27 protein-coding genes are annotated in these 26,238 nt (G+C 43.0%); 18 read left to right on the forward strand and 9 right to left on the reverse strand.

All coding sequences use genetic code 11. The annotated features are described in order from the left end of the window. Positions 1-216 precede the first annotated feature (216 nt). From VEZ01S_RS11250 to VEZ01S_RS11285, 7 genes are all read left to right on the forward strand, one after another. The gene (locus VEZ01S_RS11250) at positions 217-582 is read left to right on the forward strand and encodes a hypothetical protein (protein WP_021714168.1); all 366 of its coding nucleotides are present in this window, start codon (positions 217-219) and stop codon (positions 580-582) included. A gap of 85 nt (positions 583-667) precedes the next feature. Next, the gene (locus tag VEZ01S_RS11255; RefSeq protein ID WP_021714169.1) at positions 668-901 is read left to right on the forward strand and encodes a YecH family metal-binding protein; all 234 of its coding nucleotides are present in this window, start codon (positions 668-670) and stop codon (positions 899-901) included. A gap of 594 nt (positions 902-1,495) precedes the next feature. Then, positions 1,496-3,223 (forward strand): dipeptide ABC transporter ATP-binding protein, encoded by a 1,728-nt coding sequence (locus tag VEZ01S_RS11265; protein ID WP_021714170.1) that lies wholly within the window; start codon positions 1,496-1,498, stop codon positions 3,221-3,223. A 122-nt stretch (positions 3,224-3,345) separates the two neighbouring features. After that, positions 3,346-4,899 carry an ABC transporter substrate-binding protein gene (locus tag VEZ01S_RS11270; RefSeq protein WP_021714171.1) on the forward strand — a complete coding sequence of 518 codons (1,554 nt, stop codon included), beginning with the start codon at positions 3,346-3,348 and terminating at the stop codon, positions 4,897-4,899. 176 nt (positions 4,900-5,075) lie between these two features. Then, on the forward strand, positions 5,076-6,053 hold the full coding sequence (locus VEZ01S_RS11275; protein ID WP_021714172.1) for an ABC transporter permease: 978 nt from the start codon (positions 5,076-5,078) through the stop codon (positions 6,051-6,053). Positions 6,054-6,055: 2 nt separating this feature from the next. Next, positions 6,056-6,994 (forward strand): ABC transporter permease, encoded by a 939-nt coding sequence (locus VEZ01S_RS11280; RefSeq protein WP_021714173.1) that lies wholly within the window; start codon positions 6,056-6,058, stop codon positions 6,992-6,994. Between the two features lie 105 nt (positions 6,995-7,099). Further along, positions 7,100-7,588: an SPOR domain-containing protein gene (locus tag VEZ01S_RS11285; protein ID WP_021714174.1), complete on the forward strand. Its 489-nt coding sequence runs from the start codon at positions 7,100-7,102 to the stop codon at positions 7,586-7,588. Between the two features lie 110 nt (positions 7,589-7,698). On the opposite strand, the gene VEZ01S_RS11290 is transcribed toward VEZ01S_RS11285, so the two are convergent. The 5 genes from VEZ01S_RS11290 to VEZ01S_RS11310 form a co-directional block, all read right to left on the reverse strand. Continuing rightward, complete coding sequence (locus tag VEZ01S_RS11290) at positions 7,699-8,436, reverse strand: glycosyltransferase family 2 protein (protein WP_021714175.1); 738 nt, start codon at positions 8,434-8,436, stop codon at positions 7,699-7,701. Continuing rightward, the gene (locus VEZ01S_RS11295) at positions 8,433-10,019 is read right to left on the reverse strand and encodes an aminoglycoside phosphotransferase family protein (RefSeq protein ID WP_021714176.1); all 1,587 of its coding nucleotides are present in this window, start codon (positions 10,017-10,019) and stop codon (positions 8,433-8,435) included. Before VEZ01S_RS11295 ends, VEZ01S_RS11290 begins: the two co-directional genes overlap by 4 nt. Then, positions 10,010-10,390 carry an HAD hydrolase family protein gene (locus VEZ01S_RS11300; protein ID WP_021714177.1) on the reverse strand — a complete coding sequence of 127 codons (381 nt, stop codon included), beginning with the start codon at positions 10,388-10,390 and terminating at the stop codon, positions 10,010-10,012. Before VEZ01S_RS11300 ends, VEZ01S_RS11295 begins: the two co-directional genes overlap by 10 nt. A gap of 221 nt (positions 10,391-10,611) precedes the next feature. Then, positions 10,612-11,967 (reverse strand): glutathione-disulfide reductase, encoded by a 1,356-nt coding sequence (gorA, locus tag VEZ01S_RS11305; protein ID WP_021714178.1) that lies wholly within the window; start codon positions 11,965-11,967, stop codon positions 10,612-10,614. Between the two features lie 47 nt (positions 11,968-12,014). Next, positions 12,015-12,854: a 23S rRNA (adenine(2030)-N(6))-methyltransferase RlmJ gene (locus tag VEZ01S_RS11310; protein ID WP_021714179.1), complete on the reverse strand. Its 840-nt coding sequence runs from the start codon at positions 12,852-12,854 to the stop codon at positions 12,015-12,017. A 115-nt stretch (positions 12,855-12,969) separates the two neighbouring features. On the opposite strand from VEZ01S_RS11310, the gene prlC reads away from it, so the two are divergent. Then, entirely contained in the window at positions 12,970-15,012 is a 2,043-nt protein-coding gene (prlC, locus tag VEZ01S_RS11315) for an oligopeptidase A (RefSeq protein WP_021714180.1), read from the forward strand. 44 nt (positions 15,013-15,056) lie between these two features. On the opposite strand, the gene asnC is transcribed toward prlC, so the two are convergent. Next, on the reverse strand, positions 15,057-15,518 hold the full coding sequence (gene asnC, locus VEZ01S_RS11320) for a transcriptional regulator AsnC (protein ID WP_021714181.1): 462 nt from the start codon (positions 15,516-15,518) through the stop codon (positions 15,057-15,059). Positions 15,519-15,611: 93 nt separating this feature from the next. Here asnC and VEZ01S_RS11325 point away from each other — a divergent pair, with 93 nt between their 5' ends. Further along, positions 15,612-16,391: a class I SAM-dependent methyltransferase gene (locus tag VEZ01S_RS11325; RefSeq protein ID WP_021714182.1), complete on the forward strand. Its 780-nt coding sequence runs from the start codon at positions 15,612-15,614 to the stop codon at positions 16,389-16,391. An 85-nt stretch (positions 16,392-16,476) separates the two neighbouring features. Here the strand turns inward: VEZ01S_RS11325 and VEZ01S_RS11330 are convergent, their stop codons facing one another. Beyond that, entirely contained in the window at positions 16,477-16,902 is a 426-nt protein-coding gene (locus tag VEZ01S_RS11330; protein ID WP_021714183.1) for a universal stress protein, read from the reverse strand. A 218-nt stretch (positions 16,903-17,120) separates the two neighbouring features. On the opposite strand from VEZ01S_RS11330, the gene ftnA reads away from it, so the two are divergent. The 3 genes from ftnA to VEZ01S_RS11345 all read left to right on the forward strand — a co-directional run bounded on the left by ftnA (position 17,121) and on the right by VEZ01S_RS11345 (position 19,394). Beyond that, a complete protein-coding gene (ftnA, locus tag VEZ01S_RS11335; protein WP_021714184.1) occupies positions 17,121-17,648 on the forward strand; it encodes a non-heme ferritin in 528 nt (175 codons plus the stop codon). Positions 17,649-17,725: 77 nt separating this feature from the next. Beyond that, entirely contained in the window at positions 17,726-18,049 is a 324-nt protein-coding gene (uspB, locus tag VEZ01S_RS11340; RefSeq protein WP_021714185.1) for a universal stress protein UspB, read from the forward strand. Between the two features lie 157 nt (positions 18,050-18,206). Beyond that, complete coding sequence (locus VEZ01S_RS11345) at positions 18,207-19,394, forward strand: BaiN/RdsA family NAD(P)/FAD-dependent oxidoreductase (protein ID WP_021714186.1); 1,188 nt, start codon at positions 18,207-18,209, stop codon at positions 19,392-19,394. Here VEZ01S_RS11345 and VEZ01S_RS11350 read toward each other — a convergent pair whose 3' ends face one another. Continuing rightward, a complete protein-coding gene (locus VEZ01S_RS11350; RefSeq protein WP_021714187.1) occupies positions 19,395-19,736 on the reverse strand; it encodes a hypothetical protein in 342 nt (113 codons plus the stop codon). It lies immediately after the preceding gene. A gap of 336 nt (positions 19,737-20,072) precedes the next feature. Here VEZ01S_RS11350 and VEZ01S_RS11355 point away from each other — a divergent pair, with 336 nt between their 5' ends. After that, on the forward strand, positions 20,073-21,335 hold the full coding sequence (locus tag VEZ01S_RS11355; RefSeq protein WP_021714188.1) for a hydroxymethylglutaryl-CoA reductase: 1,263 nt from the start codon (positions 20,073-20,075) through the stop codon (positions 21,333-21,335). Positions 21,336-21,344: 9 nt separating this feature from the next. On the opposite strand, the gene VEZ01S_RS11360 is transcribed toward VEZ01S_RS11355, so the two are convergent. Continuing rightward, positions 21,345-22,235, reverse strand: a complete 891-nt coding sequence (locus tag VEZ01S_RS11360) for a DMT family transporter (RefSeq protein WP_021714189.1) — start codon at positions 22,233-22,235, stop codon at positions 21,345-21,347. A gap of 315 nt (positions 22,236-22,550) precedes the next feature. On the opposite strand from VEZ01S_RS11360, the gene ubiE reads away from it, so the two are divergent. The 5 genes from ubiE to tatB are packed head-to-tail and all read left to right on the forward strand — an operon-like array spanning position 22,551 to position 26,206. Next, the gene (gene ubiE / locus VEZ01S_RS11365) at positions 22,551-23,324 is read left to right on the forward strand and encodes a bifunctional demethylmenaquinone methyltransferase/2-methoxy-6-polyprenyl-1,4-benzoquinol methylase UbiE (protein WP_021714190.1); all 774 of its coding nucleotides are present in this window, start codon (positions 22,551-22,553) and stop codon (positions 23,322-23,324) included. 12 nt (positions 23,325-23,336) lie between these two features. Next, the gene (locus VEZ01S_RS11370; protein WP_021714191.1) at positions 23,337-23,942 is read left to right on the forward strand and encodes a ubiquinone biosynthesis accessory factor UbiJ; all 606 of its coding nucleotides are present in this window, start codon (positions 23,337-23,339) and stop codon (positions 23,940-23,942) included. Next, positions 23,939-25,573 (forward strand): ubiquinone biosynthesis regulatory protein kinase UbiB, encoded by a 1,635-nt coding sequence (gene ubiB / locus VEZ01S_RS11375; RefSeq protein WP_021714192.1) that lies wholly within the window; start codon positions 23,939-23,941, stop codon positions 25,571-25,573. The genes VEZ01S_RS11370 and ubiB overlap by 4 nt, the downstream gene beginning before the upstream one ends. A 33-nt stretch (positions 25,574-25,606) precedes the next feature. Next, on the forward strand, positions 25,607-25,864 hold the full coding sequence (tatA, locus tag VEZ01S_RS11380; protein WP_021714193.1) for a Sec-independent protein translocase subunit TatA: 258 nt from the start codon (positions 25,607-25,609) through the stop codon (positions 25,862-25,864). Positions 25,865-25,867: 3 nt separating this feature from the next. Then, on the forward strand, positions 25,868-26,206 hold the full coding sequence (gene tatB / locus VEZ01S_RS11385; protein WP_021714194.1) for a Sec-independent protein translocase protein TatB: 339 nt from the start codon (positions 25,868-25,870) through the stop codon (positions 26,204-26,206). Positions 26,207-26,238 lie beyond the last annotated feature (32 nt).

Consider the following 26,238-nt stretch of genomic DNA (forward strand, 5'->3'; position numbering starts at 1 on the left):
TGAAAAATGGTGATTAGCTCACAAAGTTTGTGGAACCACAGTGATTGAGTAAGGTCTTATTTTGTGAGCTGGAAGCAATGGCTTATTGTTAAGCTTGTTGTAGATTCAATAATCTACACTATGGCTCGATTTTGATGAGAAAATAGTCAAAAATGATAATAGAAGATTCCTTTAATTGGTTCTTTGGAGTAATAGACTTTTTACAGAGGTAGGAATATGTCCGACATTGATCAAGTAGTTACGCGAACAAGGCGTCTAGAGGGCATATTACGTACTCGTTTTCGTGCCCGTGGTCGTGGGTTGCATCAATTGATTACAGATAGCGAGGAGCGTTTACCGAGAGAGATCATTGGTAAGCTGCGTTATATCGCGACGATTCGCAATAAAATCGTCCATGAAGATGATTTTAAGCTAGAAGATAAAGCGCAATTTGTACAAGCCTGCACTGTTTGTGAGAAAGAGCTAACGCCACGCAGTGGTCGTTTTATTTGGGGATTTACAGTTGCGTTGCTCATTTTATTAACCGCAGCAGCAGGCCTCTTTTATTACGTTAATTGGGCCGAGTTTAGTATGCACTTTTAACGGTACAGCCTGCATTTGATTTATGATGTAGCCTTTATTTGCAAGCGCTGTTAGAGTGCTGAGGTTCAAAATTTAGGAGTCTTTCATGTCTGTACACGCACACAAAATATTAAATCAACTTCGTCAACAACCAATGTCTAAAACTGAATTGAAAGATTGGGTAACGGCAGAGTTTGGTGAAAACGCTCAATTTAGAACTTGTAGCAAAGAAGGTTTTGATTTTGATTCTATCCTTGAGTTCTTTCAATTGAGAGAAAAAGTAATATTTGCTAACGAAAAATTTAGCATTAATGAATCAAATGTATGTTCACACCACTAAACATTCATTTATTTTTGACTACGAAGACTCCTTTTTAAGGGGTCTTTTTTTTGTTTACAATTCCATATCATTTTGCTGTTTCTCTTCCTGTGTATAACACTGCTTATATGCTACTTATTGGTGTTTTATGTTGCTTTTATGGCTGCTTCACTTGTTATTTGGGTGGTTTTTGTGCTGTTTTGTGGTGTTTGTTACTATTGATTTTGGTGATGTTTATTGGCATGAAAATGCGGTGAGTTCCTCTACTTCTTATGATTTCAACTAGTGCTTAGTTAGAATCTCCTTTTGTTACAAGGGTTTGCTTGTGATTAGGGTTGTGCATTTATTTTTGTATCCGATTGTTTATTCATGATGCAAATATATATATTCATTGAAAAGTCTTTTATTAGGGGGTAAAGCCAACTTTTATCCTTTAAATGTTGCTTTTCTGTGTCTTTTTTGCCAAATTGTGCGTCGAACACAATATTTATCATTGTGCTTTGGGACGAAGACGCCAGTAAAAGGCGCAGATCGAGTATCAAATCGATCACGTCCATTCGAATGGATTCAATTTGCAGACAAGGCAGAAAACTGCCCAGCAGTAGAGGTCTGGTAATGTCATTATTAGAAGTAAAAAATCTTCGCATTGAGTACCCGTCAAGACACGGTGTTCACGCGGCAGTAAAATCACTATCGTTCAATATCGAGCGTGGCGAAATCGTTGGTGTCGTGGGTGAATCAGGTGCAGGTAAGTCTACCGTCGGAAACGGCGTTATTGATCTTTTGAGCCCTCCCGGTGTTATCGCTGACGGTGAAGTATTTTTAGATGGAGAAAAGATCTCAGGGTTATCTCCTGAGCAAATGCGCAAAGTACGCGGCTCGAAAATAGGATTTATTTTTCAAGATCCTATGACCTCTCTTAATCCTTTATTTACCGTAGAGCAGCAACTTAAAGAAACCATTCATGCCAACATGAAGGTGTCGGATGAGGAAGCATATCAACGCTCTTTAGACTTGATGAACAAAGTCGGAATTCCACAGCCAGAAAACCGTTTAAAACAATATCCTCACCAATTCTCAGGTGGTATGCGTCAGCGTGTCGTGATTGCGATTGCGTTGGCCGGTGAACCAGACTTGATTATCGCGGATGAACCGACCACGGCGTTGGACGTGTCTATCCAAGACCAAATTTTAACCCTGATTCGTGATTTATGTATCCAACAAAATGTAGGTTGTATGCTGGTTACTCACGATATGGGGGTTGTATCGAATGTCACTGACCGTGTGGCGGTGATGTATCGAGGTGATTTGGTCGAATTTGGTCCAACAAGTAAAGTTTTAGGTAACCCAGATCATCCCTATACGCGAAGCTTAATTTCAGCGGTTCCGCGCTCCGATATTAAATTAGATCGCTTTCCACTGGTGAGCTATATCGAAGAAGCGGCAGAGCATCAGCCACTGGATGTAAAAAACCATTGGTTAGGTCAAAGCCAAGATCAGCGAGACTACACAGGACCGTTACTGAATGTAGAAAACGTTGACCTTCGCTTTATCACTAAAGATTCGCTCTTTGAAAGTCGCAGAGAGTACGTGCAAGCATCCAATAATGTCAGCTTTGAAGTGCTTGAAGGTGAGACTTTTGGACTAGTGGGTGAATCGGGTTCAGGTAAATCCACCATTGCACGTGTTATCGCGGGTTTATATGCCCCTGATGCGGGTAAAGTGACCTTTGAAGGTATTGATTTAACCGCTTTGAAGAGCGAGAAAGAACGCCGTCCAATGCGTCGTCAAATGCAGATGGTCTTCCAAAATCCTTATACTTCGATGAATCCTCGTATGAAAATCTTCGACATCATCGCTGAGCCTATCCGCTTCCATAAATTAACTGCTAATGAGACTGAAACCCGTCAGATCGTCAACGATCTACTTGATCACGTGGGTTTAGGGCGTATGGCTGCCGTTAAGTATCCGCATGAGTTCTCTGGTGGTCAGCGTCAGCGTATTTCTATCGCCCGAGCTTTAGCGACACGTCCACGTCTCTTGATTTGTGATGAGCCAACTTCGGCATTAGATGTTTCAGTACAGGCGCAAATCTTGAACCTGCTAAAAGACCTACAGGATGAGCTGAATCTAACCATGCTGTTCATCAGCCATGATTTACCGGTGATTCGTCAAATGTGCGATCGCATCGGGGTCATGCAAAGAGGTGAGTTATTGGAAGTTGCGCCGACAGAGCAACTGTTTAAGTCGCCACAGCATGAATATAGCCAACACCTAATTTCGTTAATGCCTGAGTTTAAAGGGATGCGCGAAGATAACAGTGCAACAACAGAATTAGCTTAAAAATTCTGCACAAAAAACGTTCTAATTAATAAGCTCACTGAGCAAAACACAAGCAACAAATAAGCAAACACAACATATAGCAAACATAATAGGGATTCCATCCCGCATGAAGGAGATATGCAATGAAAACCATTAAGACCAAACTGGCTGTAGCACTTGCAGTCGCTGGCCTTGCATTTGGCGCTGCCGCTGCAGATATCAAAGTTGCCTACGATGCTGACCCAGTATCTCTAGATCCACAAGAGCAATTGTCTGGTGGCACACTACAACTTTCTCATATGATCTTTGATCCACTAGTACGTTATAAGCAAGATTTATCGTTTGAACCTCGCTTAGCCACTAAGTGGGAGCGCGTCAATGAGACCACTATGCGCTTCACTTTACGCCAAGGGGTTAAATTCCACTCTGGTAATACGTTAAGTGCGGATGATGTGGTTTGGACTTTTGACCGTTTACAAGATTCGCCAGACTTTAAAGCCATCTTTGCCCCGTTTGAAAAAATCGTAAAAGTTGACGATTACACATTTGATCTTGTTTCCAAAGGCGCTTTCCCTCTAGTGCTGCAAACAGCAGCTTACATTTTCCCAATGGATAGCAAGTTCTACTCAGGTAAAACAGCAGACGGTAAAGATAAATCTGAGATCGTGAAGCACGGTAACTCTTTTGCTTCTACCAACGTATCAGGTACTGGACCTTTCATCGTTACGTCTCGTGAGCAAGGCGTAAAAGTTGAATTTAAACGCTTTGACGGTTACTGGGATACTGAATCGAAAGGCAACGTAGATCATCTAACGCTAGTGCCAATCAAAGAAGACGCAACGCGTGTAGCTGCGCTTCTTTCTGGTGGTGTAGATATGATTGCCCCAGTTTCGCCGAATGACCACCAACGTGTTGAGTCAGCAAAAGGTGTTGAACTGGTGACTCTGCCAGGTACTCGCCTGATTTCATTCCAGATGAACCAAGAAAGCAACCCAGCATTGAAAGACGTGCGTGTTCGTCAAGCTATCGTGTATGCCATCAACAACGACGGTATCGCGAAGAAGATCATGAAAGGCTTTGCTACTACAGCAGGTCAGCAAGGTCCTGAAGGTTACGCAGGCTATGATGCAGAGCTTAAACCTCGCTACGATTTGAAGAAAGCAAAAGCACTCATGAAAGAAGCGGGCTATGAAGATGGTTTTTCTCTTTCTATGATTGCGCCAAATAACCGTTACGTAAACGATGCAAAAATTGCTCAAGCGGCGGCGGCAATGCTAGCTCGAATCGGTATCCGTGTTGATCTTAAAACCATGCCTAAAGCGCAATACTGGCCTGAGTTTGATAAGTGTGCAGCAGACATGTTGATGATTGGCTGGCACGCGGATACTGAAGATTCAGCGAACTTTTCTGAGTTCCTGACCATGACTCGTAACAAAGAGACGGGTAAAGGTCAGTACAACTGTGGTCACTACTCAAACCCAGAAGTGGACAAGTTAGTTGAAGCGGCAAACGTAGAAACGGACCCTGCTAAGCGTGCACAAATGCTACAGAAAGTAGAGAAGACTTTATACGATGATGCAGCATACGTTCCTCTACATTGGCAGAACCTAGCGTGGGGCGCAAAGTCTAACGTTGAGATTAAACCAATCGTGAATGCAATGAACTTCCCTTACTTTGGCGACCTAGTTGTTAAATAAGAAATTGCACAACGAAAAAGGCACGCACTTGTAATTACGTACGTGCCTTGTTGCTAATTAAGTAACGCTTTTAAAAGCGCAGTAATGCGGTTTTCGGTACCTGATCTTGTTTCAGTCGGATCAGGTACCATTTTTGAGACTGAAAATTTGTTCGATTGGAAAAAAGGGGCAAAGGAATGTTTTCGTTTCTAGTCAAGCGCCTATATCAGGCACTGGTAGTGATGTTTGTGATCAGTTTGGTGGCGTTTGCTATCCAAGATAACCTTGGTGATCCCTTACGTGAGTTAGTTGGTCAGTCGGTTTCAGAGTCGGAGCGTCAAGCATTACGTGATGATCTGGGTTTGAATGACCCGTTTGTGACTAAATACACCCGCTTTATCACCGCCGCAGTGCAAGGTGATTTAGGGACTTCATATTTCTTCAAACGCCCAGCTGTGGACGTTATTTTAGATAAATTGATTGCGACGCTAGAACTGGTGTTCGGCGCGACGTTAATCATCATCGTATTGTCGATCCCACTTGGTGTTTATTCGGCAATAAATCCCAAAAGTTTGTTTACTAAGTTTGTCATGGCGATGAGCTCGGTAGGTATTTCGATCCCCGTATTCCTGACGGCAATTATGCTGATGTATATCTTCTCTATCACCTTAGGGTGGCTACCGTCTTATGGGCGAGGGGAGACAGCCAATGTCCTCGGCTGGGAGTCAGGTTTCTTTACCAAAGATGGTTTGCAGCACTTAATTCTGCCGTGTATTTCTTTGGCATCAATCATGCTTCCTCTATTTATTCGTTTGGTGCGCTCAGAGATGCTAGAGGTACTAAGCTCGGAATACATTAAATTTGGTAAGGCGAAAGGCCTGCCACTTAAGAAAATTCATTATCAACATGCTTTAAAAAATACCCTGTTACCTGTACTGACCGTCGGTGGTGTACAGATTGGTACTATGGTGGCGTATACCATTTTAACTGAGACGGTATTTCAGTGGCCAGGTACTGGCTTCTTATTCTTAGAAGCGATCAACCGCGTCGATACTCCATTGATTACCGCTTACGTTATTTTTGTTGGGCTTATCTTTGTTGTCACCAACACCATAGTGGATTTGCTGTACGGATTAATTAACCCAACCGTCAACATTACAGGTAAAGGAGCATAATCATGGAACAGACAGCACAAGCTCCCACTCGTTGGCAGCGTTTTAAAAACTCAGATATTGTTTACTATTTCGTGCGCGACAAAGTCGCCATGTTCTCGGCGTTTGTTTTTGCCTGCTTTTTAGTCGCGGCTATCGCGGCACCGTTAATTTCACCCACTAATCCTTATGATTTGACCTCCATTGATATTATGGACTCAGAGTTACCGCCATCTTGGATGGACGGTGGTGAAGAACACTTCATATTGGGCACCGATGAGCAGGGACGTGATATTTTCTCGACCATTTTATATGGCTCAAGATTGTCTCTCACTATTGGCTTTTTAGCCGTTGGTCTACAGCTGATCTTAGGCATAGTAATTGGTTTGTCTGCGGGCTATTTTGGTGGTCGCATCGACAGCTTCCTAATGCGCTTTGCCGATGTGCAGTTGTCGTTTTCGACTATGATGGTGGCAATTATTGTCTCCGCCATTTTCAAAGCCAGCTTTGGTAGTGCGTTTTACAGTGAGTATGCGGTGATCATGCTGGTGGTGATTATTGGTGTCGCGGAATGGCCTCAATATGCTCGTACTATTCGCGCCTCAGTATTAGCTGAGAAGAAGAAAGAGTACGTAGAAGCGGCTCGCGTGATGGGCTTTAAAGCACCACGCATCATGTTCCGCCATATTCTTCCGAACTGTTTGTCACCGATTTTGGTTATCTCAACGGTGCAGATTGCCAACGCCATAATGTCAGAAGCGGCGCTGTCCTTCTTAGGTTTAGGGCTTCCCGTTGATCAGCCATCATTAGGGGCGTTGATCAGCACTGGCTTTAACTACATTTTCTCGGGCGCTTGGTGGATTACCGCCTTCCCAGGTATTGTACTAGTGACCTTAGTGTTGGTGATTAACCTGCTTGGTGACTGGCTACGTGATGTATTTAACCCGAAATTGTATAAAGGTTAATACCTAACTTAAATCCTAATTTGATTTAAAAATAAGCGCTCAATGCTATGTATTGAGCGCTTATTTTTTCAGCCAATTTTCGATCTGTGTAACAGAGCATTAGAGATGCATTGGCGAATAACTCAACACTCGACTAACCTTTCGGAAGTGATTGATTTAACGGGTGAGAGGGTTGTAAGCAAAGTGAAGCCAATAACATTACCTCTGTTTTACAGCATTGCGTTGTTACTTACCTGCGGCAGTGTCCAAGCAAGCAACTTCTTATGTTCGGCAACTCAAGAGTCCTTTGATAAGCCCGCATTGCTAGGAGAAGAGTGCCCGATAGGGGTGTCTCTATGGGGTAAAAGCAAACCCATTTATGCTAAATCCACCTTCTGGATCCAATGTGGATTTTTCCCCGAAGAACTCACCTTAGAACAAGTCAATCAAATCTACCCCAATGTCTCATCTTCTATTTGGAACAAAGCCGAAAAGAAAGGCAAACGCTGTTTAATCGGCCCATACGATGACTTTGCTCAAGCCAGTCTTGAGGTGACTCAATTGAGAACCGTCAGTGGTTTTGAGAAGTCGTTTATTCGGGAAGTGGAGAAGTAGATAAATCGAACATCGGCAATAAAAAGGAAGTGGAAGTGCCCGTTTTTTGCCGATGTGATTGATGAGAAAAAGTATTGCCCTTGAATTTAAATATGCCCATCTTTGGGGAGTTATAATTTAACCTTAAACTCTTCATACTCACTTGGTACACCACAAAAAATAACGTCGTCATTTTTAATGAGGTGATAATGAATATCTCGTCCCTTTTCAATGAGGTGGTTGTATAAAGGAGCAATGTAAAGCTCTCCTTTCTCCCACTCACTTTGAGGTTTGGCGAGATAATTCTCATACGCATCTAAATAATCTTCGATGTGTTTGAAATGATATAGCCCCGTACTGCACAGGTTTGAGATTGGTTTTTTTTCTGCTGTTAGCACCACTTTGGTTGAATCAGCAGAACTAGGCTTAGCAAATGACCAGTTTGGCCCTTCACCTTTAAATACTTCTAGATAACCATCAGAGCACTCACTGACTTTTGGCAAAATGAACTCTGGTCTGAATGTATCGATATTAAAGACCGTTATTGAGCCTGAGTATTCAACGCCTTGTGCTTTTAGCTTCTCCAAACCTAAAGTTACGGTTTCAGCTTGGCCTCGTGTATCAATGTCTAGCGCAACAATATGGAACTGTTTAATTCCCATTTCTATAGCTTTATCTTTGACGAAATCAGGAGTGTCAAAAACGTTTTTCACAATAAATAGAAAGGGTTGCGAAGAAAAATAAGCTTTGAAACTGTCAACTGAATGTTCAAATAGTGTTTTTCCATGAGCTTCTAACATGTACTTAGGTTTTGTATAGCCAGCTTTGAAAAAACGCGAGCTCATGCCCGCCATAGGAATAACGATCACTGTTCTAACCTCACTAGAATTTGATGGAGACGGAATGCGTTGGCAAATAATGCTTGCTGACGTTTTTTATCATCAGCATGCAGAGGCAGCATTGAAAGAAATAACTGAATTTGCATAGCGTAAAGGTTGTGAGCTGTTACATTAAACTTCTTAGTGATTAATTCTATAAAGGATCGCTGAGTTTCTTTATGCTGCTTCTCTTCAGCAATATCAAAGTGAATGTGTTGACCTTCAATTTTGACCATGTAGTAGCCGGCAATAATCCAATCATAAAGACCCAAAATAGAATGACTTAGTTTTGCAAGGTCATAGCGGATATCCCCAAACAGAGATTGCTCATCACTCGGCGTGATTCCTCTTGGGTCAATCGCTTTTACTTTACCTGCTCTAAAGTCATATAGAATGTTGCTAAAACAGAAGTCACCATGTAAAACGGAATCTTGCTCTTCCTGTAACGGTAGATGCTTATGGCTTTCTTCTAGCAAGTCATTGATTGATAGTGGTGCAGAGTGATTGATATGCCACTTTTGATCTAAAGTGATGTTTTGAACTCGGCAATATTCTTCTAAGCGCTGCTTGGTTTTATCCGTGAATAATTGCTCTAAAGAATTACCACTGTCGTTATTTGGTGCTTTAATTTCTTTACAAAGAGACAAAAACTCAACGCAACTTGTCAGTATTTGGGTCCAAATATGGCAAGGAAGTTTAGAAAATACGAAGAGCTCATTTAAGGCTGTAAGGTGTAAATATTCCAAGCGGTATGACGTTTTACCGTCTTCAAATTTTGAGCCAAGATATTGAGGTATATTCCCTCTTAGTTCGTAGGGCAGTTTTGCAAACCAGTTGGCTTCTGCCGCTATCTTCGCGTCTTTCGTGCTTGATTTTTCTACCCACTTTGAGGTGATGGTGAGTTTATTGAAGGCTCTTTGTGTCGTAAATTCTGCTTTTGAATCGTAATAGGTATTTACGTGACCAAAATCTAACCAATGATTTGATTCTACAGTCGTAAGGCCAATGCCTTTTTGGTAGAGGTTTAAGCCCTTAATAAAGTCCCATTCACTCTGAGTGATATTTTTGATCAACTCTCTAGGGTTGCTGAACTTAAAATAACCATCGATGACTTTTTGCGGTTCAGAACTCTCTAGTGAATCGCGATTGGTTAGCCAGTGACTTTTATCACCGCTTAGCGTTGCCCAGTTGTAGCTGCCTTTTGCAATCGAAATACTGGCGATGTCATCGCCAACCGGTAAACTTTGATACAGAGTATCTCCGTAAAGGATGTGCAAAGGTTTATTCAGACTGTGTTCGGAGATATTGACGGCAGCGACTAAAGAGGCTCCGAGACTTAATCCATCAGGAATACGCAGTAGAGTCGTGTTGTGAGCCTCTAGCCAAGCTTGATCTATGGCTGAAACCTCAAAGGAATCAGGTACCGATAAGAAAACATCTAGATTATCTGCTGCTAGGGCAACTTGGTGTTGAAAAAGTCGTTTATTTCCCAGTGGTAGAAAGCTTGGTGGGATCTTTCCAAATTCAGACTCTAGTTCTTGGCCTACATAGGCTCCTGACATAATTAAGAACATTGTTTATCAGCCTCAAACAATTGATTAATCTCATCGTAGCTTAAGTTAGCAAATTCCGAAGGTCTGACTGCACGATCATCGATATAGAAACCATCGTGTCCACACCATGGCTTTCCAACAATGATTTCATCGTAGGGAACATTATGTTTATCAAGCCATTCGGTGATGATAGGTAAAGTATGAATATTGATCTTACCTACATTCCCCTCGTAAGTTCGCATATTTCTTGCTGTCGATATGACAATTTCGAACCCTTGTTCTTTATAGTGACGAACTTGTTCGATGACATCTAATCTAGGTAGAACATTCTTATAATCTGAGGTATTTGCTTGGGTTAGCGTTCCATCAAGATCTAAAATTAATTTTTTCATAATAGATATACGGTAGGCTGAGGTATAGGCGGACAATTTACCATAGATAAGGGGCTTATTAGCCCTTTTTATGTGCGTTATGTTTACCTAAGCACTTAAATGATGTGTTGTTGAAGTAACGAATATCACTCTAATATAAAAAACGCCTGATGAATATTATCAGGCGTTTTATTCTTAAATATACCAACCTAAAATTGGGCTGGCGCAGACGCAAAGCGTCATTATCTCATGGTCACAAACTCTTCCGAGCCCGTTGGATGGATTGCGACTACGGCATCAAAGTCAGCCTTAGTTGCGCCCATCTTCATTGCGACTGCAAAGCCTTGAATCATTTCATCAACAGTGAAACCAATGCCGTGTAGGCCAACAACTTGTTCATTGTCGCCAGCACAGACCAGTTTCATTTTGCATGGTTGACGGTGCTTAGTGACAGCTGAATACATAGCGGTAAAGCCAGAGGTGTATACCTTAACTTTGTCTTCGCCGTATTGCTCGATGGCTTGTTGCTCAGTAAGACCGATAGTACCGATTGGTGGGTGGCTAAATACCACGGTAGGGACTAGGTTATAGTCCATTTTGGCTTCTGGTTTGTTGTTAAACAAACGCTCAGAAAGTTGACGGCCCGCTTTTACTGCTACTGGTGTTAGTTCAATACCGCCTTCCATGATGTCGCCAACGCAGTACACGCCTTTAACATTGGTTTGTTGGTATTCGTCAACTTTGATGTAGCCACGCTCGTTGGTTGCTACGCCAGTATTGCTTAGGTTGATCGCATCCGTTGCTGGGTGACGACCAATCGCCCAGATAAGTTGGTCTACATTGTGGCTGCTGCCGTTTTCTAGGTGCAGAGTTAAACTGCCGTCCGCTTCTTTAACCACTTCTTTAGGTACAGAGTGTGTATGCAGCGTTGGACCTTCTGCGGCCATGACTTCTGTTAGGGTATCGATGATCATTGGGTCAAAGCTACGTAGAGGAGACTCTTTACGTACAAACAGATCAGTTTGAGTGCCCAGAGCACTTAATACGCCTGCGATTTCTACGGCAATGTAGCCTGCGCCAACAACCGCAACACGTTTTGGTTGTTCGTTTAATTCAAAGAAACCGTTTGAGTCGATGCCGTACTCAGCACCTGGAATGTTAGGGATAGTCGGGCGACCACCCACGGCAATCAGGATATGATCAGCGGTGTATTGTGTACCGTCTACTTCAACAGTTTTTGCATCAACGAATTTAGCAAAACCTTTGATGACATTTACTTTGTTGTTGCCCAATACGCGGTCATAAGATTGATGAATGCGACCGATGTATGCTTGACGGCTTTCGATAAGTTTTGACCAGTTGAAGCTTTTTAGCTCAACGTCAAAGCCGTAATCTTCAGCGTAAAGATTGATAGCTTCGGCGACTTGAGCGCCGTGCCACATTACTTTTTTAGGCACACAACCTACGTTGACACAGGTGCCACCAAGGTCTTTTGCTTCGATAAGAGCAACTTTGGCTCCATACATAGATGCACGGTTTGCTGATGCAATGCCACCGCTACCACCACCAATACAGATATAGTCAAAGTGAGTTGTCATTAAGTTCTCCAGAATTTTTATAATCTTTATCGTTATATTGGGTGAATTTATTCGGGTACAACCCATTCCACCTTAAAATGCCCTGTCGCAGGGGCGATCGCTTGCTTCAATACTGGTAACAGAGCTCGCATTTGGCTTTCTAGCTTCCATGGCGGGTTGATCACTATCATGCCTGATGCTGTCATGCCGCGCTCGTTAGTATCAGGAGATACCCCAAGCTCTATTTGCAATATATTTCGAATGCCTAGGCCTTCCAGACCTTTTAGCATGTCGTCGATATCGTAGCGATTGACTACAGGATACCAGATTGCATAAATGCCTGTTGCCCAACGCTTATAACTTTGCGCGATAGCTTGTACTACATCGCGATATTCTTTTGCCAGTTCATAAGGAGGATCGATAAGTACCAGTCCACGACGTTCCTTGGGTGGTAAGCTGGCTTTTAGGCGAGCAAAGCCATCGTCTTTAAACATGCGAACTTGACGGTCACGATGAAATTCCTGTAGCAGTAACGGAAAGTCGCTTGGGTGTAGCTCAGTGAGAACCATACGGTCGTCACGGCGAATTTGTGCACGAGCCACACGAGGAGAGCCAGGATAGTATCTCAGCTCGTCACCGTCGTTTAGGGTGCGAATTGAATCAAGATAACTGGTGAGCTCTTCAGGTAGATCACTTTGTTGCCAAAGTTTGGCGATGCCTTGTTTGTATTCACCGGTTTTTTCTGACCATTCATGGGTCAAGTCGTAACGACCTACACCAGAATGAGTATCGTGATAGACGAAAGGCTTGTCTTTCTGCTTTAAGGCGTCAAGTATAAGGCTTTGAACAATGTGTTTTACCACGTCTGCATGATTTCCAGCATGAAAGCTGTGACGGTAGCTGAGCAAGGTGACTCCCAAGTGAGTAGGTAATGATCAACTCATATTATACTCGACTATTGAATTTTGCATAAGTCGCCACTATCTAATGAACAATAAGCCGGAAAACTAAAAAGGAACACCTATGTCGAACCCACTTCTCAATATTGTGGATCTGCCACATTTCTCAGAGATAAAGCCTGAGCATATTAAGCCTGCGGTTGAAAAGGCAATTGCTGACTGCCGTCAGAAAACAGAGGAAGTATTGAAAGACAACACTCACCCAACTTGGGAAAATGTCTGTGTACCTATTGATGAGGTAGATAACGTTCTTTCACGCTTGTGGTCTCCTGTTAGTCACTTGAATGCTGTTGCGAACAGTGATGAGCTTCGTGAAGCTTACGAGAGTTGTCTACCGATACTTTCTGAATACGGCACTTGGGTTGGTCAACACAAAGGTTTGTATGAGGCTTATAAAGCAATTAAAGCGGATGCAAGTTTTGAGGCATTGAGCCAAGCGAAGAAGAAAACAATTACTAACGCACTGCGTGATTTTGAACTCTCTGGTATTGGTTTACCTGCTGCAGAGCAAAGTCGCTATGGTGAAATCAGCAAGCGCTTATCAGAGTTGGCTTCTAAGTTCTCGAACAACGTACTTGATGCCACTATGGGCTGGAGCAAGCACATTAAAGATGTGTCAGAGCTTTCTGGTATGCCTGAGTCAGCGATAGAGGCAGCAAAAGCGACAGCACAAGCGAAAGAGCTTGATGGCTATGTGTTGACACTAGAGGCTCCTTCTTACATCCCAGTATTAACCTACTGTGATAACCAAGAATTACGTAAAGAAATGTACGAAGCGTACTGTACGCGTGCGTCTGATCGTGGCCCGAATGCGGGTAAGTGGGACAATACCGAAATCATTGCCGAAGAGTTAAAGCTTCGTCATGAGATCTCTCGTATTCTAGGTTTCTCTACTTATAGTGAGCGTTCACTAGCAACTAAGATGGCTGAGTCACCGGAGCAAGTTCTTGGCTTCCTTAATGATCTAGCAGCAAAAGCCAAACCTCAAGGTGAGCGTGAAGCTGAGGAACTGCGTCAGTTCGTTAAAGATGAGTACGGTATTACCGAGTTAAACTTGTGGGATAACGCGTACTACAGCGAAAAACAAAAGCAGAAATTATTTAATATTTCAGATGAAGACTTACGTCCTTACTTCCCAGAAAGTAAGGTGACCGCAGGATTATTTGAAGTCCTTGAGCGCGTCTTTGGTTTAGTTGTAAAAGAGCGTCAGGGTATTGATGTTTGGCATGAGTCTGTTCGTTTCTATGATATCGAAACGAAAGAAGGTGAACTAAGAGGTAGTTTTTACCTTGATCTTTATGCTCGCGATCATAAGCAAGGTGGTGCATGGATGGATGATTGTCGTCCTCGTCGTATCACAGAATCTGGCGAGCTTGAAACGTCAGTGGCTTACTTAACGTGTAACTTTAACAAACCAGTGGGTGATAAACCTGCGCTCTTTACTCACAATGAAGTGACGACTTTGTTCCATGAGTTTGGGCATGGTATTCACCATATGTTGACTCAGGTTGATGTTGCCGCAGTGTCTGGCATCAATGGTGTTGCTTGGGATGCGGTTGAATTGCCAAGTCAATTCCTTGAAAACTGGTGTTGGGAAGAAGATGCACTAGCCTTTATTTCTGGTCACTATGAAACGGGTGAGCCACTACCAAAAGAAATGCTAGACAAAATGTTGGCAGCGAAGAATTTCCAATCCGCTATCTTCATTTTACGCCAGCTTGAACTTGGCCTGTTCGATTTTACTTTACACACGGATTACGATCCTGAGGTCGGGGCTCGTGTTCTGGAAACTCTTGCGGAAGTGAAGAATAAAGTCTCTGTATTCCCAAGTGTGGAATGGAACCGTTTCTCACACGCATTTACGCATATCTTTGCGGGTGGATACAGTGCGGGTTATTACAGCTACCTATGGGCTGAAGTACTGTCCTCTGATGCTTTTTCTCGTTTTGAAGAAGACGGTATTTTTAACACCGAAACCGGACAAAGCTTCTTGAATAACATCCTTGAGATGGGCGGAAGTGAAGAACCTATGGAGCTATTCAAACGCTTTCGTGGTCGTGAGCCAAAAATTGATGCGTTATTACGCCATGCGGGTATCGACGCTTAATTGATAGACCTGTCGTAAAAGCCACCTCAATTGAGGTGGCTTTTTTATGGATTGACGTTTCTGTTAATCGGGTTTTGCAGAGAGATTAAGGTCTCGGTGGATTGAACTTCATCAATGGCTTGTAATTTGTTGATGAGAACATGTTGTAGCTCTTCAATGGTTCGACACATCAGTTTGACAAAAATGCTGTAAGCCCCCGTGGTGTAATACGCTTCGACTACCTCATCCAACGCATTCAGTTTTTCGAGTGCAGAGTGATAGTCTTTGGCAGCATTTAGGTTAATACCAATAAAACAGCACACGTCATAGCCGAGTTTTTTGGTGTTCACCACTACCTCAGTTCTTTCAATAACCTCTGCCGCTCTCATCTTCTCTATACGAACATGTATGGTGGCTGGACTAACATTAAATCGCTTTCCCATTTCCGCATATGGGGTGCGTGCGTCTTCCATTAATGTTTTTAAAATATCTTTATCAAGCTGATCCAGCATTGGGCTATTGTTCATTAGCGTTCCTTAAGAGACAGAGATAAGTAGAATGCGGTAAACTAGGGTATGAATACCAATCAGGTCTATAGGCCCCTAAACTTTAGAGAGATGATGTTGCAGATTCAACTTCTAGCGCAGTCCGAAGATAAACAACTGCAAATTCAAGCCCTAGCCGAGCGTTGGAATTTACAACATGATTCTGACAGCCAGTTTGCCCTGCAGTTAGGTGAACGTCTAGAACTAAAGAAGCTTGATGAACCAAAATTGGGAGCAATCTGCGTTGATTTTGCCACTGGTGCTGTAGCTCACCGCCGCAAGTTTGGTGGGGGTAAAGGGCAGGCGATAGCAAAAGCTGCTGGCCTTAACAAAGGAGCGATGCCTACGGTATTAGATGCGACAGCAGGCTTAGGTCGTGATGCATTTGTGTTAGCGTCTTTAGGATGTAAGGTGCAGATGATTGAGCGCAACCCGGTGGTAGCGGCATTGTTGGATGATGGTCTTACTCGAGCTCAGCAAGACCCAGATATCGGCGAATGGATGATTGAGCGTATGTCTTTGTTGCATGCCTCGAGCTTGGATGCCTTATCTTTGTTAGCGCAAGATAATGAGTTTCAGCGACCGGATGTTATCTACCTTGATCCTATGTATCCGCACCCTGAAAATAAGAAAAAGAGTGCGTTGGTCAAAAAAGAAATGCGTGTCTTCCAAACATTGGTTGGCGCAGACCAAGATGCAGATGGCTTGTTAGCCCCAGCCTTGAAATTGGCAAGCAAGCGCGTTGTCGTGAAAAGGCCCGACTACGCCCCTTGGCTTGATCAAGTCAAACCGAGTATGGCCATAGAGACTAAGAAAAATCGTTTTGATGTTTATGTCATATCATCGATGACATAAACATCTGTGGCAGAGAACGCCATTTAAGTGCTGCATATTATCAAGGCGAGGTTAGCTTTTTAGAGCTTATCGCCTTGATACCGACTTAGCTTTTTAAGGGAACAACCAATAAATCGACGGGCATGTCATGAATCATATGGCGAGTGTTAGACAGTAATTTGCCCCAGAAGTCGTGATTGTGTCCACACACCACTAAATCAAACCCTTTTTCTTCAATGGCTTCTGATAACTCATCAACCAAGTCACCACGACCGACCAATATACCTTCTATTGGGTAATCCACTTTATCGCTCAACTCTTGCAGTTGCTTGGTGGAGTTTTTTGTTGAAGCAATTTGGCTATCCGCTAAATTGACTTCAATTAAACCCGTATAAAGTTCAGTGTAATTGACATCGATATGGATGAAAGAAAGCTTAGCATCAAGCGCTTTTGCAAGGGTGGTGGCTCGATTGGCTAAGTACTCACTATGCTCTCCTAGGTCGAGGGCAACAACAATATGTTTGTAACTCATAATCGGCTCCTTGTTCAAACGAATAAATAGTGTGTCTGTCATTCTATTTTAGCAGGGCGTCGTCATTTTTTTGTTTCAGTGATCTTAAGTTGAAGCTTTAAATCAATAAAAGAAAGGGAATGTTGATTTAGGGCAAAATCTGGTAACGTAGAATCATATTAACCCATGGGCATATCCGCCTAAAAATACCTAAGCAAAAATAAGAAGAGGAATGTCTTATGTTGTCACAGCAGATGGTCGAAAATTTAAACGAGCAAATAAACCTAGAATTTTTCTCATCCAATCTATACTTACAAATGAGTGCTTGGTGTGAAGACAAAGGTTTCGAAGGTGCCGCAGAATTTATGCGCAAACACGCCGTTGAAGAAATGGAGCATATGCAGCGTTTATTTACCTATGTAAGTGAAACGGGTGCAATGCCAATTCTTGGGGCGATTGAAGCGCCAAAACACCAATTTGCGAGCCTAGGGGAAGTATTCCGCGAGACTTATGAGCATGAATGTATGATCACTGAAAAGATCAACAAGCTGGCTCATGTTGCGTTCACAAGTCAAGACTACTCAACGTTCAATTTCTTACAGTGGTATGTGGCAGAGCAACACGAAGAAGAGAAATTGTTTAAAGGGATTTTAGACAAGCTAGAGTTGGTTGGTGAGAACGGTCAGGCGTTGTTCTTTATCGACAAAGACCTAGCAACAATGGCTAAAGAAGGTTCATCCTCTATCATGGATACGACAGCTGAGTAAATTCACTTTGCTCACCTAAACAATAAGTTCTTATTGTTTGTCTTGTCGTCTCCCAGAGGAAATAGGGAGGAATAAAGATGATCAGTGGGGATTTGATTATTTTTGCGCTTATGTGTGTCACTGCGGTCAATTTTATGCGGTACATTAGCACTTTAAGAGCTCTTATTTTTGTTATGCGTGAAGCACACCCGCTACTTTATCAGCAGGTTGATGGACGTGGATTTTTTACCACTCAAGGTAATGTAGTGAAACAGTTTAGGCTATTTAACTACTTAAAAAGTAAAGAATACTCTCAACACCACGACCCTGTATTTGTCGGAAAGTGCGATAAAGTACGAGAGTTATTTATACTCAGCTGCGCGTTACTTGGAGTGACACTATTGGCTGCTTTTAGTGTGTGATCGTGTTATCGGGCGCAGTTCAAGTACGGTGTAGAGTCATCAATAAGGTAAATGTTGTTTGAAAGTCTGCCTTGCATCTGGGTAGAATGTGCCAATTAAGAAGGGTATGCGATCGTTCGCATGCCCTTTTGTTGTTTAACAGCCCGAGATAAAGAAAATGAGTGAACACTTTGATGTCGTGATTATTGGTGCTGGCGCCGCAGGTTTAATGTGTGCGGCAGAGGCGGGAAAACGGAATAAACGCGTGTTGGTGGTCGATCATGCTAAAAAGCCCGGTCGTAAAATCCTCATTTCTGGTGGTGGTCGCTGTAATTTCAGTAACTACGATGTTTCTGCTAGCAACTTTATCTGTAGCAACCCTCATTTTGTGAAGTCGGCGCTGTCGCAATATACCAATTGGGATTTCATCTCTATGGTAAGTAAGCACGGTATAGAATTTGAAGAGCGCGACCACGGGCAATTATTTTGTGTGGATACGGCAAAAGATATCGTCAAAATGTTGTTGGATGAGTGCGATCCTGCAAGGGTCACATTTCGCTATCAAGTTGCAGTAACAGACATTCAACAAGCGCAGCCAGGTTTTACTTTGTTCGCGAACGGTATGCCGATCAGTTGTGATTCTTTGGTTGTTGCCACTGGTGGCTTATCTATGCCCAAATTAGGGGCAACGCCATTTGGCTATCAAATTGCCGAGCAGTTTGGTTTAGAGGTTGTCCCTACCACGGCTGGATTGGTTCCCTTTACCCTGCATAAACAAGATAAATTAGACTTTAGCGAACTGTCCGGTATTGCCATTCCCGCTGAAATAACGGCAGAAAACGGTACGGTATTTAAAGAAGCTCTGCTGTTTACCCATCGTGGACTGTCTGGTCCTGCGGTGTTGCAAATATCTTCTTATTGGCGCGCGGGACAAAAAGTAACAGTGAACCTTGTGCCAGAAGCTGATATTTCAGAATTATTGACTCAAAGTCGTGAAACTCATCCTAATCAATCCTTGAAAAACGTATTAGCTAAAGTGCTTCCTAAGCGACTTATCGAGGTGTTGATGGAGCGCAAGCTGTTTACCGATAAGCCATTGAAACAGCTTAATCATAAAGAGTACGAGCAAATCGTTGAGGCGCTAGAGGGGTGGCAGGTTGTGCCTAATGGTACAGAAGGCTATCGAACTGCGGAAGTCACCTTAGGTGGTGTAAACACCGATCACCTGTCTTCGAAGACCATGGAGTGTAAAACTATTCCCGGTTTATACTTTATTGGGGAAGTGATGGATGTGACCGGATGGTTGGGTGGGTTCAACTTCTGCTGGTGCTGGAGTTCAGGCTATGTTGCAGGACAGAACGTGTAATTATCGGGTCAACTGTTGATAACGTTTTTCAGCACGTAGCATGCGTTGCTTTCTTTGCTCAACGTGTACTTTTAATTCGTTAAGTGCGGTGTTATTTGTACTGCGTTGCGCTGGGTTATGACGATTGATATCGGCTACTTTTTGCATGAGCTCAGCGTACAGTCTTTGATAGCTTGTCTTTGCATGTTGATATTCTTCTGCCCAATAATGAGTTTCTTTTAGATATTGAGCGATGTCTTCAGTCGTTTTGTTGCGGGCATTCGGGGTTTTCTTTTTAAGGACATGCACTGCACCTAAACTGACGCTTGAAATCGCTACTACTGAGTACATAAATATCATCATCGCCAAATACCTCAAATTCTCACCCATGCGCGAAACGCATTTTGCCATTGATTAAAGATTAAGCAAAAGGGTTGTCGAGTAATGTTATTTCTCATTTTTATGCGCACTGAGCATAATGAAAGACGGTCGTTGTATGTTGAGATTGGCAAGAGGTAAGGTGCCAGTATGCTTTAGCTTGTTATATTTGATTGTGTATTTCGATTAATAATTGTTTCTGTGGCGTTGTAATTGATAGGGAATGTTCGTACTCTGCTTAGTAACGCTATTTGTATGATAAAAAGAGATTGCTCTCGGAAAGGAATCTGCGCAATTGGCGATAACCTTAATGTGAGAAATATGCCTAAATTAAATCTACACCGTCCTGACCATACTTCATCTCTCAGCTCCGATCTTGATGTCTCACTGCGCAATGAGGCGCTACAACCTCATTTTGAACCGGCAACGGTTAAACTGACGAAAAGCCCTTACTTAACTGAGAAAAATGTTCAGCGACGTTGGTCTGCACTTGATGATGAGGATGCTAAGCAACATCTTTTAGATGCGCATACCCAGACTCATATGCAGGCGTATGCGAAAAATATTGAGCATTTTATTGGTACGGTAAAAATGCCCGTGGGTATGGCTGGTCCTTTGCGTGTCAATGGACTGTTTGCCAAGCAAGATTATTTAGTGCCTTTGGCCACGACGGAAGCGGCATTGGTCGCATCATATAACCGAGGCTCGCAATTGTTGACTGCTGCGGGTGGTGCAAGTGCGATGTTGCTTAATGAGGGGGTCACTCGTACCCCTGCTTTTGCATTTTTTGACCTGAGCCAAGCAGGGCAGTTTGTGGCTTGGGTTGTGACTCAGTATGCCACTTTTAAATCGATCGCAGAACAAACGACTTCTCATGGTAAATTGACGGATATTAGTGTCAGTATTGAAGGTAATCATGTTTATCTGGTGTTTGAATTCCTAACGGGTGACGCGTCAGGACAGAACATGGTGACTATCGCGACCAATGCAGTACTTGATTACATTTTAAGTCATACACCAGTAGAACCAGAGCATGCATTCCTAGACGGTAACCTCTCAGGGGATAAAAAAGCTAACGCTCAAACATTGCGTAGTGTGCGAGGAAAAAAAGTGACGGCAGAAGCACATATTCCCGCCGCTCTTATCGAAAAATACTTACACACAACGCCTGAAAAAATGATGCAGTTTGCGCAAATCACGACGGTAGGGGGAGCACTCAGTGGCACTATCGGCATTAATGCTCATTATGCGAATGCTTTAGCCGCTTTATACATTGCTTGTGGCCAAGATGCTGCCTGTGTTGCGGAATCAGCCGTGGGCATGACTAGACTTGAAGTGGATAAAAATGGTGATTTATACGCGAGTGTAACGCTACCTAACTTAATGATAGGTACGGTGGGCGGTGGTACAGGATTACCGAGCCAGAAAGCGTGTTTGGATTTGATGGGACTGCATGGTAACGGAAAATCACAAGCGTTAGCTGAGGTTGCCGCAGCCCTTTGTCTTGCCGGTGAACTGTCTATAGTCGGTGCTTTTTGTGCTGGACACTTTTCTCGTGCCCATCACAAACTGGCTCGTAAATAGTACTTTGAGTTATTGAGCTTGCGGTTTTTTAAGCTTGAGTTGCTGGATAATCAGTCCAGCAACAATTAACACTAAGCCAATGAGAGTTGAAGGATGAATCTCTTCACCCAAAATATTCGCCAGTAACAGCAGTGAAATAAATGGAGAGATAAAGATCAGGTTGCTAATTTTTGCGGTATTTTGAGTCGCTTTTAGTGCACCTAGCCATAACACAAACGTAATTCCCATCTCAAACAAACCAACATAGGTGACGGCAAGCCAACCTTTAGTAGTCATCGTCCAACTCGCACCTTCCCAAATGGATAAAGCGATAGCCAATGGTATTGCGACTAAAAATCCGAGCAATACCGCGACGACAGGATCGGCTTTGTTTTTTGCATTTAAAATCCAATACCCTGCCCACAATAAAGTAGACAGCAATGCTAATGCGACGCCGAGTGGGCTGGAAAACTGCAAGCCAAATAACTCACCTTGTGTGGCAATGACGACCACTCCGACATAACCAAATAGGCAAGCAATCCAATCTTGAGGGCGTATTTTTTGCCCTAAAAAAAGCGCAGCCATTAAAGTCAGTGTAATTGCCCAGCTGTAATTTATCGGCTGCGCCTGTGATGCCGGTAGAAGATCATAGGCTTTAAATAAAATGAGGTAATAGGCTAGGGGGTTAATGAGCCCTAGCATAAGGTAATAAACCGGATTAGCAGAAAATGTGCTCACAATGATGTTTGTTTTCTTCTGCGCTATACAGACTATGAATAGTGCAATAGCGGAAACAATACTCGCGCAAGTGAGCATCTGAATCGGTGTGAATTCAGCGAGCGTCAGCTTAAATGCTGTTGCGACGGTGGACCACAGTAGAACCGCGCTAAGTCCAAGAATAAGAGCTTTACGTTCATTCATTGCAGGTGAAAAGATCCGGTTGATGAGCAAGAATTAAGAGGCTCAGTCTATCTATTTTACGCTGATGCGCCAATCTTCAATGTGGTAAATAGGATAGAGAAAAGGGACACGCCAAGCCCCTGTGGATGTATTTATTCACAGTTATGCAACTTCGATAAGCTTGAGCGTATTTCAACAAAGACAAGTGTTGGTGTATAAAGTAGACTTGTTGGTTCGTTTGCATTGAGATTTGCGAGCGTGGTAGAGCGGTATACGGAAAGCTAATCACTTTTATCGTACCTCTCTGAAATATGAATTTAGAGATAGAACATAGATATGAGCGTTAAAGAACCCCTAGAACAAGCCTCACAAGACACAACCCATTTTGGCTTTGAAACGGTAGCCAAAACTGAAAAGGTAACTAAAGTGGCCGAGGTTTTTCATTCGGTTGCGAGCAAATACGACCTGATGAATGATGTGATGTCTGGTGGAATTCATCGCTTATGGAAACGTTTCACTATTGATTGTAGTGGCGCACGCCCAGGACAGAGAATTTTGGATCTTGGTGGTGGTACTGGAGATTTAACAGCTAAGTTTTCACGTATCGTAGGTGATACTGGGCATGTTGTTCTCGCGGATATCAACAACTCAATGTTGAATGTGGGCCGTGACAAATTAAGAAATACAGGTGTGGTGGGTAATGTTCATTACGTTCAAGCCAATGCCGAAGAATTGCCGTTCCCAGATGATTATTTTGATTGTATTACGATCAGTTTCTGTCTGCGTAATGTGACGGATAAAGACAAAGCCTTGCGTTCTATGTATCGCGTGCTTAAGCCTGGTGGCCGTTTGTTGGTACTTGAGTTCTCGAAACCAATATTCTCACCACTTTCCAAAATTTATGATGCTTATTCATTTCATATCCTACCGAAAGTCGGGGGGATTATTGCCAATGATAAAGAAAGCTATCGTTACCTTGCCGAATCGATTCGCATGCACCCAGATCAAGAAACACTCGAAGGTATGATGCAAAGTGCAGGATTTGAGCAAACGAATTACTACAACCTAACCGGTGGTATTGTTGCTTTGCACCGTGGTTACAAATTTTAGCGGAACACGTAGATGCCCATTGATTCTTTAGTAACAGCTGCTGTTGAAGTGTCTTTCAATTCACTGATAAAACAACAGCCTGAAAGTCAAAAACAATTAGCTCGTATGAAAGGCTCGACAATTCGTTTGAATTTAAAAGAGCTAAATAAAAGCCTGATTTTTGTTTGTAGCCAACAAATTGATGTGTTGGCCTCGTTTGAGGGAACTCCAGATTGTGAGTTGACCTTAAGCCTAACGGCGCTACGGGATTTACAACAGCAGGCCAATATCAACGAGCTTTTTAAGCAAGACAAACTGTCTGTTGCTGGAGATATGCAAGTTGGGCAGCAATTTGCCACTCTAATGCAGTTAAGCAAGCCCGATATTGCAGAAATTTTGTCGAAGGTGGTGGGTGATGTTGCCGCGCATACCTTGGTGTCGGGGGCAAAAAATGGTCTATCTTTTTTGCAAAACAGTGCACAAAAGCACACCTCTCATCTTAAGCACGTGGTGACAGAGGAGTGGCAGTTAGCCCCTTCACCATTAGCCGTCGCTAATTTTTGCGATCAGGTTGACGATGTACAAGCCAAGTTAGCGTCTCTTGAGCAACGTTTGTCGCGTTTAACGGAGACCGAATGACCCCTTCTGAGCTCAAGCGTTTATATCAAATCACTCGCGTCAAACTTGAGTATGGACTTGATGAGTTAATTCCTGAGCATGACCTAGCTAAGTTTCCACGTTTAGCTCGCAAGGCGCTGTTTTGGGTTAAAAATAAGCACCCAGAAAAAGAGTTAGGGCATCGTATGCGTTTAGCATTGCAAGAGCTAGGTCCTGTATGGATTAAGTTCGGGCAAATGATGTCTACTCGTCGTGATCTTTTCCCCCCTCATATCGCGGATCAGCTTGCCTTACTGCAAGATCGCGTTAGCCCTTTTGCTGGGCATTTGGCAAAAAAACATATTGAGTTGGCTTTAGGTGGGCCAGTAGAAGAATGGTTTGACGACTTTGATATTGAGTGTTTAGCTTCCGCTTCTATTGCACAGGTGCATACGGCTAAGCTGAAAGAATCAGGGCGAGAAGTGGTGTTAAAGGTTATTCGTCCAGATATTCGTCCAGTGATTGATGCGGATATTAAGCTGATGTTTCGTATGGCGAGACTGTTGGCAAAGGCGGTTCCTGAAGCGCGTCGACTAAAGCCTGTAGAGGTGGTTGCTGAGTATGAGAAAACATTAATCGACGAGCTTGATCTGCGTCGAGAAGCGGCGAATGCAATGCAACTTCGTCGTAATTTTGAAAATAGCGAAGAGTTGTATGTTCCAGAGGTTATTCCTGATTTAAGCAGTAAAAACTTGATGGTATCGGAGCGAATCTATGGGATTCAAGTTTCTGATATCGAAGGGTTGATAAACAATGGCACCAACATGAAACTGTTGGCAGAGCGTGGTGTTACGGTCTTTTTCACCCAAGTATTCCGTGACAGTTTTTTTCATGCTGACATGCACCCAGGCAATGTTTTTGTGCAATATTCACATCCAGAAAATCCCCAATGGATTGGTTTAGATTGTGGCATTGTTGGGACGCTTAACGCTGACGATAAGCGCTATCTAGCAGAAAACTTATTGGCTTTCTTTAATCGAGACTACCGAAAGGTGGCTCAGTTACACGTCGATTCTGGTTGGGTGCCTGCCGATACTAATGTTCAAGAGTTTGAGTTTGCGATTCGTATGGTGTGCGAGCCCATATTTGCGAAACCATTGTGTGATATTTCATTTGGGCATGTGCTACTGAATTTGTTCAATACGGCCCGACGCTACAATATGGAAGTGCAGCCGCAACTGGTACTGCTACAAAAGACCTTGTTGTACGTCGAGGGACTAGGACGACAGTTGTATCCGCAACTCGATCTTTGGGAGACCGCTAAACCATTTCTTGAAAAATGGATGGCGCAGCAAGTCGGTCCTCAAGCTGTGGTCAACTCAATTAAAGAGCGAGCTCCATTTTGGGCTGAAAAACTGCCAGAATTACCCGAACTTCTTTATGACAACTTGAAGAACAGTAAGCATTTGTCTAGAAAAGTTGAGCATTTATATGAGGGATATCGACAAACGAAAAGACAACACGCCACAGGCCAATTTATGTTTGGAATAGGTGCTACATTTATCGTATGCTCGTCAATACTTTACGTTAATGATAACCCTTTGATTTCTTCTGGGGTTGGTGGGTTAGGGTTGCTGGCTTGGTTGTTGAGTTGGCGTACCTACCGTGCGTGATTATTAATAGAATGGAAACAAGGATTATTACACATGGGTGGAATTAGTATTTGGCAACTGTTAATCATTGCCGTGATTGTGGTTCTGTTATTCGGAACTAAGAAATTGCGTGGTATTGGCGGTGATCTAGGCTCGGCGGTTAAAGGTTTCAAGAAAGCAATGTCTGATGACGAGACAACGTCTCAAGAAGCAAAAGAAGCAAAAGACGCAGACTTTGAGAAGAAGAACATTGCTGAACAAAAAACCGCAGAGCAAAGCACAGAGAAACAAAAAGACAAAGAGCAGGTTTAATCTGTGTTCGATATTGGTTTTTGGGAGCTGATACTCATCTCTGTTTTAGGGCTGGTGGTTTTGGGGCCTGAACGTCTTCCCGTTGCGATTCGTAGTGTGGTTCGCTTTGTCAATTCAGCAAAATCTATGGCCAATAATGTCAAAGATGAGCTGGATCATGAGCTCAAAATTCATGAACTTCAGGAAAACCTGAAAAAAGCAGAACAAATGGGGATGAAAGATATGTCTCCAGAACTGCGTCAATCTGTAGAAGAACTAAAAGAAGCAGCACAAAGTGTTCAGCAGCCTTACAAGTCTTCAGACAGCACTAAACAGTCGTCTGCTCCTAAGTCGCAAGATTAATCAATAGGGGCTTATTGCCCCTTTTGTTATTT

It is taken from the genome of Vibrio ezurae NBRC 102218 (assembly GCF_000467185.1).
Lineage (GTDB): Bacteria > Pseudomonadota > Gammaproteobacteria > Enterobacterales > Vibrionaceae > Vibrio > Vibrio ezurae.

Coding starts and splice junctions, on each gene's coding strand:
- VEZ01S_RS11250 (WP_021714168.1), top strand. CDS start 217: ATGTCCGACATTGATCAAGTAGTTACGCGAACAAGGCGTCTAGAGGGC.
- VEZ01S_RS11255 (WP_021714169.1), top strand. CDS start 668: ATGTCTGTACACGCACACAAAATATTAAATCAACTTCGTCAACAACCA.
- VEZ01S_RS11265 (WP_021714170.1), top strand. CDS start 1,496: ATGTCATTATTAGAAGTAAAAAATCTTCGCATTGAGTACCCGTCAAGA.
- VEZ01S_RS11270 (WP_021714171.1), top strand. CDS start 3,346: ATGAAAACCATTAAGACCAAACTGGCTGTAGCACTTGCAGTCGCTGGC.
- VEZ01S_RS11275 (WP_021714172.1), top strand. CDS start 5,076: ATGTTTTCGTTTCTAGTCAAGCGCCTATATCAGGCACTGGTAGTGATG.
- VEZ01S_RS11280 (WP_021714173.1), top strand. CDS start 6,056: ATGGAACAGACAGCACAAGCTCCCACTCGTTGGCAGCGTTTTAAAAAC.
- VEZ01S_RS11285 (WP_021714174.1), top strand. CDS start 7,100: ATGCATTGGCGAATAACTCAACACTCGACTAACCTTTCGGAAGTGATT.
- VEZ01S_RS11295 (WP_021714176.1), bottom strand. CDS start 10,019: ATGTTCTTAATTATGTCAGGAGCCTATGTAGGCCAAGAACTAGAGTCT.
- VEZ01S_RS11300 (WP_021714177.1), bottom strand. CDS start 10,390: ATGAAAAAATTAATTTTAGATCTTGATGGAACGCTAACCCAAGCAAAT.
- gorA (WP_021714178.1), bottom strand. CDS start 11,967: ATGACAACTCACTTTGACTATATCTGTATTGGTGGTGGTAGCGGTGGC.
- prlC (WP_021714180.1), top strand. CDS start 12,970: ATGTCGAACCCACTTCTCAATATTGTGGATCTGCCACATTTCTCAGAG.
- asnC (WP_021714181.1), bottom strand. CDS start 15,518: ATGAACAATAGCCCAATGCTGGATCAGCTTGATAAAGATATTTTAAAA.
- VEZ01S_RS11325 (WP_021714182.1), top strand. CDS start 15,612: ATGTTGCAGATTCAACTTCTAGCGCAGTCCGAAGATAAACAACTGCAA.
- VEZ01S_RS11330 (WP_021714183.1), bottom strand. CDS start 16,902: ATGAGTTACAAACATATTGTTGTTGCCCTCGACCTAGGAGAGCATAGT.
- ftnA (WP_021714184.1), top strand. CDS start 17,121: ATGTTGTCACAGCAGATGGTCGAAAATTTAAACGAGCAAATAAACCTA.
- uspB (WP_021714185.1), top strand. CDS start 17,726: ATGATCAGTGGGGATTTGATTATTTTTGCGCTTATGTGTGTCACTGCG.
- VEZ01S_RS11345 (WP_021714186.1), top strand. CDS start 18,207: ATGAGTGAACACTTTGATGTCGTGATTATTGGTGCTGGCGCCGCAGGT.
- VEZ01S_RS11350 (WP_021714187.1), bottom strand. CDS start 19,736: ATGATGATATTTATGTACTCAGTAGTAGCGATTTCAAGCGTCAGTTTA.
- VEZ01S_RS11355 (WP_021714188.1), top strand. CDS start 20,073: ATGCCTAAATTAAATCTACACCGTCCTGACCATACTTCATCTCTCAGC.
- VEZ01S_RS11360 (WP_021714189.1), bottom strand. CDS start 22,235: ATGAATGAACGTAAAGCTCTTATTCTTGGACTTAGCGCGGTTCTACTG.
- ubiE (WP_021714190.1), top strand. CDS start 22,551: ATGAGCGTTAAAGAACCCCTAGAACAAGCCTCACAAGACACAACCCAT.
- VEZ01S_RS11370 (WP_021714191.1), top strand. CDS start 23,337: ATGCCCATTGATTCTTTAGTAACAGCTGCTGTTGAAGTGTCTTTCAAT.
- ubiB (WP_021714192.1), top strand. CDS start 23,939: ATGACCCCTTCTGAGCTCAAGCGTTTATATCAAATCACTCGCGTCAAA.
- tatA (WP_021714193.1), top strand. CDS start 25,607: ATGGGTGGAATTAGTATTTGGCAACTGTTAATCATTGCCGTGATTGTG.